The 11493-nt window shown below is 73.9% G+C and carries 10 protein-coding genes; 8 read left to right on the top strand and 2 right to left on the bottom strand.

What is annotated here, in order from left to right; genetic code table 11:
- Positions 1-6: 6 nt before the first annotated feature.
- Together ACIPSE_RS28000 and ACIPSE_RS27995 are read right to left on the bottom strand one after the other, a co-directional pair.
- Entirely contained in the window at positions 7-234 is a 228-nt protein-coding gene (locus ACIPSE_RS28000; RefSeq protein ID WP_401667470.1) for a hypothetical protein, read from the bottom strand.
- Positions 235-332: 98 nt separating this feature from the next.
- On the bottom strand, positions 333-2348 hold the full coding sequence (locus tag ACIPSE_RS27995; RefSeq protein ID WP_401667468.1) for an NAD-binding lipoprotein: 2016 nt from the start codon (positions 2346-2348) through the stop codon (positions 333-335).
- A gap of 404 nt (positions 2349-2752) precedes the next feature.
- Here ACIPSE_RS27995 and ACIPSE_RS27990 point away from each other — a divergent pair, with 404 nt between their 5' ends.
- From ACIPSE_RS27990 to ACIPSE_RS27955, 8 genes are all read left to right on the top strand, one after another.
- Positions 2753-3811 carry an ABC transporter substrate-binding protein gene (locus ACIPSE_RS27990; protein WP_401667465.1) on the top strand — a complete coding sequence of 353 codons (1059 nt, stop codon included), beginning with the start codon at positions 2753-2755 and terminating at the stop codon, positions 3809-3811.
- A gap of 98 nt (positions 3812-3909) precedes the next feature.
- On the top strand, positions 3910-4701 hold the full coding sequence (locus ACIPSE_RS27985; protein WP_401667463.1) for an amidohydrolase family protein: 792 nt from the start codon (positions 3910-3912) through the stop codon (positions 4699-4701).
- Positions 4698-5519: an ABC transporter ATP-binding protein gene (locus ACIPSE_RS27980; protein WP_401667461.1), complete on the top strand. Its 822-nt coding sequence runs from the start codon at positions 4698-4700 to the stop codon at positions 5517-5519. The genes ACIPSE_RS27985 and ACIPSE_RS27980 overlap by 4 nt, the downstream gene beginning before the upstream one ends.
- Positions 5516-6337, top strand: a complete 822-nt coding sequence (locus tag ACIPSE_RS27975) for an ABC transporter permease (RefSeq protein WP_401667458.1) — start codon at positions 5516-5518, stop codon at positions 6335-6337. Before ACIPSE_RS27980 ends, ACIPSE_RS27975 begins: the two co-directional genes overlap by 4 nt.
- Positions 6338-6342: 5 nt before the next feature.
- On the top strand, positions 6343-7167 hold the full coding sequence (locus ACIPSE_RS27970) for an ABC transporter permease (protein WP_401667455.1): 825 nt from the start codon (positions 6343-6345) through the stop codon (positions 7165-7167).
- The gene (locus ACIPSE_RS27965) at positions 7164-8654 is read left to right on the top strand and encodes an amidohydrolase family protein (RefSeq protein WP_401667453.1); all 1491 of its coding nucleotides are present in this window, start codon (positions 7164-7166) and stop codon (positions 8652-8654) included. The genes ACIPSE_RS27970 and ACIPSE_RS27965 overlap by 4 nt, the downstream gene beginning before the upstream one ends.
- Entirely contained in the window at positions 8651-9538 is an 888-nt protein-coding gene (locus ACIPSE_RS27960) for an SMP-30/gluconolactonase/LRE family protein (protein WP_401667450.1), read from the top strand. The genes ACIPSE_RS27965 and ACIPSE_RS27960 overlap by 4 nt, the downstream gene beginning before the upstream one ends.
- 111 nt (positions 9539-9649) lie before the next feature.
- Positions 9650-11464, top strand: coding sequence for a gamma-glutamyltransferase family protein (locus ACIPSE_RS27955; RefSeq protein ID WP_401667448.1), 1815 nt, complete (start codon positions 9650-9652; stop codon positions 11462-11464).
- Positions 11465-11493 lie beyond the last annotated feature (29 nt).

The raw sequence follows: 11493 nt of genomic DNA, 5'->3' as shown, positions 1-11493 counted from the left end.
CACGGCCTAGTCCGGTCCGACCGCCGCCCAGGCGTCGGGGCCTCCGCCCCGCCACTCGACCAGCGCGGACCGGACCACATCCATCTCGTCCCAGTCCTGGAGCCCGGCTTCCTGGACGAAGGCGGCGATGTCCACCAGGCCGTAGGCGATACCGGTGAAGTGGTCGCCGATACGGACGCGTCGGCCTCCGTCCTCGGCGGGCGGATAGATGACGACAGGCTGATCAGTGGCCATGATCTCAGCCTGGGGCTTGCGCCGACGGCCCGCACGCGGGGAGCGGCCGCCGCTCCCGCGCCGAGCAGTCGCACGCGGAGTCCTTCGGCGCGCCGGAGTCAGCTCGGCACTTCCGCCGCCGGGTCGCCGTCCTGGTGGGGATGACGGGCGAGGGGGAGGGGGAGGGGTTCGCCGTCGTCCGCGGGAGTGATGCCGTGGCCCGGAGCCAGGACCAGGATCTCGTCCTGATCGCTCCAGGACCGCCGCCGCGACTGCCCGGGACAGAGCCGGACCGCCGGCGGCAGGGGCCCGGCCGAGGGGTCGTGGGTGCGGTAGCCGATCGCGGCCTCACCACGGGCCAGTGCCGCCGCCGTGACCGTGGCGAAGGACGCTTCGAGGCCGGGGCGCACGTAGTCGGTGGCGGGGCGCAGGGCCAGTGCTCCGCCGCGCGCGGTGAAGATCTCCTCGAACACGGCGCCGAGAGCGGGGTCGTGGGAGATCTGCGTCATGAGCAGCGCGGTGAGTTCCCCGCGGACGACGACGTCGGAGGCGGCGCCGAGGGGAGCCAGCGGCCGGCTGCGGTGGTCGTGCAGCTCGGCCACCACATGGATGCGCCGGCCCGCCTCCTCCTCGTGCGCCTTGAGCATCAGCAGGGTCAGCAGGGTCTTGTCGTCGGGCTGCGCGGGAGCGGGAGCGTTCTCGTCCCGCAGGACGATGACGCTGTCGTAGCGCGAGGGATGCAGCGCGCGGAGCGTGGCGAAGCGGGTGGGGTCGCCGGTGCGATGGCTGACGCGGAGGCGGCCACCGGTGTCGGAGCGCGCCAGATGGGCGGGCGGATCGGTGTCCGGGTCGGTGACGACGTCGAGGACGGAGCCCGGCCGGGAGGTCTGGCGCAGGAGGTCGACGACGAACGGGGCCCGGCGGTTCCAGCCCAGCATGAGGGTGCGTGCCGGGCCGGCGGTGCGCTCGCCCGCGGGCGCCAGGGCTGGCGCGTCGATGTGGCCGCGGCAGTCGGTGGCGGCGGCCGGTTCGTCGTCGTGGGCGACCGTCACCAGCCGGTCGCCGGGGCGCAGCACCGTGTGGGGCGGCGGTGTGAGAAGCGGTGTGCCGTCGGCCCGCAGGATCCCGACCACGCACGCGTCCTCGAAGGACAGGACCAGCTCGTCGTACGTCCGGTCCGCCCAACCGGCTGAGCCGAGGGTGTGGAACTCGGCCCCGGAGAAGTCGAGGAGGTCGCGCAGGGCGGCCGGCAGACCGGGCTGCCGGGCCGACTGCACGAGCAGCCGTGCCGTGGTCCGGTCCGCCTCCAGGACGGTGCTCCCCGGCCCGGCCGCGAGCCGTGCGGCCCGCAGGTGATGGCCGTCGCGCACCGTCGCCACCAGCCGAGGCACGCTGCCCGTGCCGTCGCCGCTGCCGGTGCCGAGGAGGGCGCGCAGCGCCAGGAGCGTGCGGATGACCCGCGCGTCGGCGTCCTCGTCGTCACGGGGAAGGATCAGTACGGACCGGGCCGCGCCCGGCGTCACCAGCGCGAGCGCCTCGGGGTCGGTCGGCGCACCGGTACGGCACACCAGCCGGGAGGCGTCCGCGATGCCGAGCGCGGTCGTCAGCTCGGTGTGCATGTCGGCCGAGTCCCGGTCCGCGAGGACGGTGACCACGTGCCGCCCCTTCCCGTCGCGGGCCGCGAACAGCTCGGCGACCACGGTGAAGACCTGGTCGGACCAGCCGAGCACGACCGTGTGGCCCTGCTCCAGCACGGTCGAGCGGCCCCGGCGCAGCTCCGCCAGCCGGTCGCCCAGACCCGTCGTGATGACACCGACGACCGTCGACACGCACAACAGGGCGATCAGTCCGAGCACCGCCGCCAGCAGCATCCGCAGCGGGGCGCCCGTCACTCCGCTCAGCCGCATGGTCTCGGCGCTGGTGCGCCACACGGCGCTGATCCGCCCCGCCACGGAGTGCGGCGCCCGCGGGTCCGTCCAGACCAGCAGCGCGCTGACCGGGACGACGAGCGTCATGCACCCGAGGGCGAGCCAGCCGAGCAGCGCCGCGGTGCTGCGCGCCAGCGTCCTGTCGAAGAGATACCGCGCCCGATCACGTAAGAGAGGCGTCCCCTGACGCCGTCCCGCATCCGCCACCTGTTCTCCTCACTCGGCGTTCGGAGTCGAAGCGTGCAGAATCGGGGACCGGCGACACGCCGTCCCACCGGGGGATTCATCCTTTCGGGCTGCGGGGACAGCGCCAAACCCTGGCCCGGCGGCCGCCCGGTACCGACGGGCCGGTGCCGTACCCCTCGATCGGCTTGTGCCGGCCCTGTCGTCGGCCGGCGAAACGGCCGGGTGTTGCCTGCCTGTTTCTGGCTGTTTCTGCGGCTGTTTCGATGTGGACGCTTTGTCAACGGTCCGGTCGATCCACCGATGAATCGCTCATTGCGGGCGCCTCCAGCGCGGAGCGAGGCTATGGACACGACCTGGCAGAGCCCCTCTGGCCTGCACTTATCCCGCCTTCTACGCCCCGCGAGGGCGTCCGCTGGAGGATTCACATGAACAGATCACGCGAGGTGCGCGGCGCTGTCCACGGGCGACGCGACGTTCTGAGGCTCTTCGGCGCGGGTGCCGGGGTGCTCGCCGCGGGCGGTCTCTTGTCCGCCTGCGGAGGGGACTCCTCCGGTGCCACCTCCGCGGACGGTGTGCTCACCGTCAAGGACCAGCTCGGCTGGCTGAAGCTCACCCAGTACGGCGGGTTCTACGCCGCAGAGAAGCAGGGCTACTACGCCGCCGAGAAGATCTCCACCACCTTCACCGCGGGCGGCCCCAACATCCTGGCCTGGCAGCAGATCGCCTCCGGCCGCGCCATGACCGGCGACGACGACAACACCAATGTCCTCGTCGCCGCCGCCAAGGGCAGGCCACTGGTCGTCTACGGGGCCATCTTCCAGACGTCGCCGTTCGCGATCATCAGCAAGAAGAGCGATCCGATCACCGGCATCAAGGACTTCGCGGGCCGCACCATCGCCGTCACGGAGGCCTCCCGCCAGCAGTTCGAGTCCCTGGTGAAGAAGGCCGGCGTCAAGGACGTCACCTTCGTGCCCGCCGGCACGGACCCCACCCAGCTCACCACCGGCCAGGTCTCCGGCTACTCCGGCTACGCCACCTCCCAGGCGGTGGCCCTCGAACAGCAGGGCGTCGAGGTCGACGTGCTCTACCTGGAGGACCTCGGGGTCAAGAGCTACGGCAACGTCCTGGTCACCACGCGGGACCGGCTCGACGACCACCACGACGAACTGGTCCGGTTCCTGCGCGCCACCATCAAGGGCCACGAGTACATGAACGCCCACCCCGCCGAGGTCGGCAAGCTCGTCGCGACGGAGTGGAACACCAACGGCCTCAAGGTCGCCGACGAGGTCGCCACCGCCAAGTTCCAGAAGGACCTGATCACTTCACCCAAGGGCGTGCTCCAGGTCGACCCCGGGAAGATGCAGACGATCATCGACGACCTGGTCGAGGTCGGCACCCTGCCGAAGAAGCTCAAGGCCGCCGACGTCGTCGACACCTCCGTGCTGGAAGCCGCCTACGACGGGCGCACCTCCCTCCTGACCTGAGCCCGCCCCGGGCGCCGCCCCACCGTGGCGGCCCGGTCATGCCGCGGCCCGGGCGCCGCACCGTCCAGGCCCGATCACCCGAACGAAGCGGAGCACTCGTGATCATCGACGCGTACAACAACGTCTGGCAGGCCGGAGGAACCTCGGACTACCTGACCGCCGAGTCCTACACCCCGGAGAACATGATCGCGTCGATGGACGCGGCCGGCGTCGACATGGCCGTGGGCTGCTCCCTCGGCCAGATGATCGACAACGCGTTCATCTCCCGCACGGTCGCCGCGTATCCGGACCGGATCGTGGGGTTCGGGCAGGTCGACCCGCGTCGCCCCGACGCCGTCGAGACGGTCCACGCCTGCGCCCGGGAGTACGGCCTGCGCGGGCTGAAGCTGCACCCCACCATGCACGGCTACCACTTCGCCGACCACGGCCTGCTCGACCCGGTCTTCGAGGCCTGTCGTGAGAACGGTCTGATGATCCTGGTGAACGCGCTCGACGACCCGTTCTGCGCGCCCCTGTCCATCGAGGAGATCTCCCGAGCGTTCCCCGAAGTGCCCCTGCTCATCGCTCACATGGGGACCATCTGGAACGTCAACGAGGCGATCCTGGTGGCCGAACGCAACGAGCACATCTACCTGGAGACCTCCGGCACCCAGCTCATCGAGGTCCAGATGGCCTACAGGCGGCTCGGCGCGGGCCGGCTGGTCATGGGCACCGACTGGCCCGGCAGCCACTTCGACCTGGAACGCGCCAAGATCGCCCGGGCGATCCCCGACGAGAAGGACCGGGCCCTGGTCGAGGGCGGCACCCTCGCGCGGCTGCTCGGCCTGCCCGACCGGACCGCCGCACCCCGCACCGCGAACGCCGCCGCGACGGAAGCGGGCCGGGCATGAGCGCCGTGAAGGGCACCCCGCCCGCCCCGAGTTCCACCGGCGGAGTCGTCCGCGCCACCGGCATCGGCAAGCGGTTCGACGTCGGAGGCGGCGACTTCACCGCCCTCGACGACATCGCCCTCACCGTCCGGGAAGGCAGCTTCTGCACCCTCATCGGCCCCTCCGGCTGCGGCAAGTCCACACTCCTGCGCATCCTGTCGGACGTCGTGCCGCCCACCACCGGCACCGTCGAGATCTTCGGCCGCACCCCCGCCGAGGCGCGCGGCGCCGGGGAGTTCGGCTTCGTCTTCCAGGACCCGGTGCTGCTGCCCTGGCGCACCGCGCAGGCCAACGTCGAACTGCCCCTCCAGGTCACCGGCGTACCGAAGGCCGAGCGCCGCGAGCGCGCCGCCGAACTCCTGCGCCTCGTCGGCCTGGAGGGCTTCGAGAAGGCCCTGCCCGCGAAGCTCTCCGGCGGCATGGCGCGCCGGGTGGCGATCGCCCGCGCGCTGATCCTCAAGCCCCGGCTCCTCTTCCTCGACGAGCCGTTCAACGGTCTCGACGAGATCCGCCGCCGCCAGATGAACGACGAACTCCAGCGGATCTGGATGAGCACCGGCACCACCGCGGTCCTCGTCACCCACAACGTCTCCGAAGCGGTGTTCCTCTCCGACCAGGTCCTGGTCATGGGCCGCGGCCCCGGCCGCGTCATCGCCGAACTGGACATCGACCTGCCCCGCCCCCGCACCGCCGAGACCATGCTGCTGCCCCGGTTCACGCAGTACGAGCGCGAACTGACCGGCCTGCTCACCGACGCCTACGACGGAGCCGGCCTGTGAGCCGCCGCCGCGCGGCGGCGGCCGATGTCCTCGGCCGACGCGCGATGAGCCGTCGCACCACGTTCCTCATCGGCGTCGCCGTCTACGCCGTCCTTCTCGCCGCCTGGGAGTTCTACGGACGCTCCGCCTACCGGCCGGGCGGAGCGCTCCCGCCGCCCTCCGAGATCCTCGACGTGCTCTGGGACAACCGGGGCGGCTACGCCCGCAACACCTGGACCACCGTGGGGGAGGCCGCCGCCGGGTTCGCCGGGGGAGTGGTCCTCGCCGTGCTCCTCGCCCTGTTCATGGACCGGTTCCGGGCCGTCGGCGAAGGACTGCACCGTCTCGCCCTGATGCTCTACAGCATCCCGGTGATCGGCCTCGCCCCCGCCCTGGTCGCCTGGCTCGGCCTCGGCTTCACCTCCAAGGCCGTGGTGGCCCTCCTCGCCGCCTTCTTCCCCGTCCTGGTCAACCTGGTGGGCGCGCTGCGCGCCACCGACCCCCGGGTACGGGAACTGGGCCGCATCCTCGCCCTCGGCCGGACGGAGGAACTGCTCCGGCTGCGGCTGCCGTACGCGCTGCCCGCGCTCGTGGCGTCGCTGAAGATCGCAGCGCCCGCCGCGTTCATCGGCGCCATGATCGCCGAGTGGGTCGGAGCGGACCAGGGCCTCGGACTCGCCCTGCTGTACGCGATGTTCGGATACCAGATGCCCGAGATGTGGGCCGCGCTCGCGCTGTCCACCGCCGTCACCGGCCTTCTGGCCGTGCTGTTCGGGGGCCTCGCCCGGATCGCGACCCCGTGGCACGCCTCGGTCGCCACCACCGGGGAGGGGCGTTGACCGTCATGAACACCCTGCCCCCGGCCACGGCGCACACCCAGTACACCCGCACCGCCCCGCCTCGCGGCCGAGCGGCACGCGTGCTGCGCCGCCTGCGCGAACCCCTCGTCTCCTGCGCGGTGTTCGCCCTCGCGATCGTCCTCTGGGAGATCGCCGTACGCGTCAGCGGCACCCCCGACTACGCGCTCCCCGCCCCGAGCCTCATCGTCTCCGCCGCGGACTGGTCGGGCGTGCTCGATGCCGCCCGGGACACCGTCGGCTCCGTCCTTGCCGGGTTCGCCGTCGGCAACGCCGCCGGGCTGCTCCTCGCCCTCCTCATCTCCGCCTCCCCGCTGCTGTCGGCCGTCCTCTACCCGCTCGCGCTCACCGTGCGGGCCGTCCCGGTCGTGGCGCTCGCCCCCTTCATCACCCTGGTCGCGGGCCGGGGCGCCACCCCGACGGTCGTGGTCGCCGCCCTGATCGTGTTCTTCCCCACGCTGGTCAACGTCCTCCTCGGACTGCGCTCGGTGGAACGCGAGGCACTGGAACTGATGCATGTCCTCAACTGCCGTGCCGGCACGGTCTACTGGCGCGTGCGGCTGCCCGCCGCCATGCCCGCCTTCTTCGACTCCCTGCGCATCGCCGCCCCCTCCGCGGTGCTCGGCGTGATGACCGCGGAGTGGCTGATCGGCGGCGACGGACTCGGCAAGCTCGTCATCAGCACGGCCCTGTCCCAGGACACCGCCACGATGTGGGGCGCGATCCTGGCCTCCTCCGTCGTCGCGGGCCTGGTCTACGCCGCCGTCACCCTCGCCGAACGCCGGCTGCTGCCCTGGGCGGTGCGACGATGACCCGCACACCCGCCGGCGCGCCCCTGCTGCTGCGCTGCCGCACCCTGGTCGCCGACGCCGCGTCGGCGCCGCTTACCGACGCCGGAGTCCTGGTGGACGCCACCGGCACCGTGACCCGCGTGGCGCCCTACGCCCTGCTGGCCGCCGAGGCACCCGCAGCCCGCACCGAGGAACTGGACGGCGTGGCCCTGCCCGCCTTCACCGACGCCCACAGCCACCTGCGGGGACTGCCCCTCGCCGAACAGGACGTCGCCGACGCCGATCTGGAGAGCTGGGTCGTGCGGCTGACCGGCGCCACCGCCCTCGATCCGGGCGACGACGCCCTCGTCGCCGCGGACGGTCTCACGGCCACCGGGGTCACCACCGTGCAGGCCGTGCACCACACCTTCGCCGAACCCGACGCCTACACGGCGTCCGTGACCGCGGCGGCGCGGTCCCTGGTCCGGGCGGGGCTGCGCGCCCAACTCGCCGTCGGCCTCACCGACCAGGCCGAGTTCGCCCCGGAACCCGACCCCGGCCCGGGTTCCGGCCCGGTTCCCGGTGCCGGGACCCGGGAGCCGCTCCCGGCGCCGCACCGCGGCCTGCCTCCCGACCGGCTCCCGTCCCTGCTCACCGGACTCCTCAGGTCCGCCGAGGGGTGGCCCGGCGTACGGATCGCCCTCGCCCCGGTCGCCCCCCAGTGGTGCTCCGACGCGGCACTCGACGCGCTGCGCCGCTGCGCCGCAGCCGGCCCACGACTCCACACCCATCTGCTGGAGAGCCCTCACCAGCGCGACTGGCTCGCGCACGGCGACGATCCGGTGGCCCGGCTCGACCGGCACCGACTGCTGGGCCCCGGCACCTCGGCGGCCCACGGCGTCTGGCTCACCGACGCCGAGACCGCCCTGCTCGCGGAGCGCGGCACCGCGCTGGTGCACTGCCCGACGTCCAACCGGCGGCTCGGCTCGGGCGACGCCCGGGTGCGCTCCTGGCTCGACGCCGGGGTGACCGTGGCACTCGGCCTGGACAGCCAGCACGAAGGACCGCCCGACATGTTCGCCGAGATGCGAGCTGCCCTTGCCACCGCCGAACGCGCCGACGGCCCGCTGACCCCCCGTCAGGCGCTCGCCCTGGCCACCGAGGGCGGGGCCGCCGCGACCGGGAACACCGGCCGCCTCGGCCGGATCGCCCCCGGCCACCGCGCGGACGTCGTCTGCGTGGCGCTCCCCGTCGCCGACGGAGCCGACCCGGTGGAGCGAGTCGTCCACGAGGCGACCTGCCGCGATGTCAGCGACGTCCTGCGGGCCGGACGCCGCCTCGTCCGCGCGGGCACGACCCTGCGCGCGGCCGAGGCGCACGCCGCCCGCACCAGACTCCGGGCCGCCCTCGCCGCCGACCGGACCGCCCGCGCCCACCGGATGGCCGCCCTGACCGCGCCGGAGACCGCCCTGCGCGCCCTCCTGGAGGACAACGTGACCCGACGTCACCGGGGCGAGGGGGAGGCATGATGCCCGTCCTGCACGAACCGGCCGCGCCGGTCCTCGCCGCAGGCTGCGAACTGGGCGAAGGACCCGCCTGGGACGACACCACCGGCGAACTCCACTGGGCGGACATCCCCTCCGGGCGGCTGCACCGCTACCACCCGCCGACCGGCACGGCCACGCACCGCGACTTCGGGCACGCCGTGAGCACCGTCCTGCCCCGCGCCGGAGGCGGCCACGCGGTCGCCGCCCGGCACGGCGTCCTGCTCCTAGACGCGCAGGGCCGCACCGAACGCACCGTCGCCGTACCCGGCGAGCCCGAGGGCAACCGGCTCGGCGACGCCGGGGTGGACCCCGCGGGACGGCTCTGGTTCGGCACCCTCGACGTCGACATGCTGCCCGGGCGCGGCGCCCTGTACCGGCTCGACCCCGGCGCCGAGGCACCCCGCCGGGTCCTCGCCGCCACCAGCGTCGCCAACGGACTCGGCTGGTCCCCGGACGGCACCCGTATGTACTTCGTCGACAGCTCCACCCGCCGCGTCGACGTCCTCGACTACGACCCCGCCACCGGCGAGGCCGCGGGACGACGCCCCTGGGCGACCGTCGAGGACGAGGCGGGCGTGCCCGACGGACTCGCCGTCGACGCCGAGGGCGGCGTGTGGGTCGCCCTGTGGCGCGGCGGCCAGATCCGCCGCTACGGCCCCGACGGCAGCCACGACATGACCCTCCCGCTCCCGGTCAGCCAGGTCACCAGCTGCGCCTTCGGCGGAGACGGCCTCGGTCTGCTCTACGTCACCACGGGACGCGTCGGCATGAGCGACCGCCGGCTGGCCGCCGAACCCGCCGCCGGTGCCGTGTTCGCCGCCGACGTCGGCGTGCCCGGGCTCCCGGTACCGCGCTGCGCGGTCTGACACGAGAGACGAACGCCAGACGACCCCCGCCAGATGCCCCCGCCACAAAACGCGCCGCACGGAGACGCACGCGTCCACGGACACCACGCAGGAAAGGACGGAGACACGACGATGACCATCGCGCAGGGATTTGAGCAACCCCCCGCCTCCGAGGGACGGGAACCCGGCGGAGCCAGGGGAGCGGGCATGGGCGGCGGCGTGGTGCCCGGAGTGTTCGCCGGCGCCGAGTCGACACGCCCCACCCTGCTCGGCGAGCGCTGGACCGTCGTCGCCGGGCACCCGCTGGTCAGCCAGGTCGCCGCCGAGATCCTCGGCCGCGGCGGCAACGCCGTGGACGCCGGGGTCGCCGCGGGCCTCGCGTCCAATGTCGTCCAGGCCGACATGGCGAACTTCGGCGGTATCGCCCCCGTCCTCGTCCGTACCGCCGGTTCCCGCACCGTGCACAGCGTCGCCGGGGTCGGCCCCTGGGGCCGCACCGCCACCCTCGACGCGCTGCTCGACCGGTACGGCGGCGCGCTCCCGCTGGGCGGCGCCCCCTCCATCGTCCCCGGCGCCCCCTCCGGCTGGATCACCACCTTGCGCGCGTTCGGCACCCTGAGCTTCGCCGAGGCCGCCGCCCCCGCGATCGAACTCGCCGAAGAGGGCTTCCCGCTGGACGTGCGCACCGCGCACACCCTCACCGTGATGGGCCGCGGCTTCTCCCGCTGGGAGTCCAGCCGCGCCGTGTACTGGCCCCAGGGCCGTGCGCCCCGCCCCGGCGAACGCCTGGTCCAGCGCGAACTCGCCGCCCTGCTGCGCTCCCTGGCAGCCGCCGAGACCGCCGCCGTCCGCGCGGGCGCGGACCGGGACGCCGGCCTGCGCGCCGCCCACGACGCCTTCTACCGCGGTGAACCCGCCCACCGCATCGCCGAGTTCGTCACCGCGGCCGGCGGCTTCCTGGACTCCCGGGACCTGGCCGGCTTCACCGCCGAGATCGCCGAGGCGCCCGCCGTCCGCTTCGGCGACCGCACCGTCCATGTCACCCCCGCCTGGAGCCAAGGCCCGATCGTCGCGCAGGCGCTGGGCATCCTCGACGGATACGACCTCGCCGCCGCCGGACACAACACCGAGACGTATCTGCACCTCGTCACCGAGGCCCTGAAGCTCGCCTTCGCCGAACGCGAGCGCCATTACGGCGACCCCGCGCACACCGAGGACGCGGACCCGGCCCGGCTGCTGGACCCCACCCGCCTGGACGCCCTGCGCGCCCGCATCGGCCACCGGGCCCTGCCCGACCTGCCCGCCCCCGACGACCTCCGGCCCCGGATCGGCAGCACCACCGCGATCGTCGTCATGGACGCCGCCGGCAACGCCTTCGCCTCCTCGCCCAGCGACACGGCCGACGGCGCCCCCCTCATCCCCGGGCTCGGCATCCTCTGCTCCCCGCGCGGCGTCCAGAGCCGCCTGGTCGCCGGACACCCCAACGCCGTCGCCCCCGGCAAGCGGCCCTGCGTCACCCCGGCGGCCGTGATCACCCTCACCGACCGCCCCGACGACGACGGCGGACCGGCCGTCGGTGCTCTCGCCTGCCCCGGCGGCGACGTCATCGTGCAGGCCATGCTCCAGGCCTTCCTCAACGACGCCGTGTTCGGCATGACCGCCCAGCAGGCCGTCGAGGCCCCCCGGGTCTTCGGCTCCAGCTTCCCCGGCGGCTTCCACCCGCACCCCTCCGGAGAGGGCCTGCTCCTCGTCGAGGACCGCATCTCGGCCGCCGTCCGCGACGCCCTCGCCGCCCGCGGCCACCGCGTACGGGCCTGGCCCGCCTACGAGTTCGACGCGGGGTCCGTCCAGACCGTCGGCGACCTCGTTCCGCCGTCCCCCGACGGCCGACGCGTCCTGGCGGCAGGTGCCGATCCGAGGCGCAGCGCCTACGCCGCCGCCCGCTGATCCCCGCCCCGCACCCATCGAGGAGAGCC

This window comes from Streptomyces sp. NPDC090106, from assembly GCF_044747265.1.
In the GTDB taxonomy this organism is placed as follows: domain Bacteria; phylum Actinomycetota; class Actinomycetes; order Streptomycetales; family Streptomycetaceae; genus Streptomyces.
Note: the sequence above shows the minus strand (reverse complement) of the source record. Positions and strands in the feature narration are given on the sequence as shown.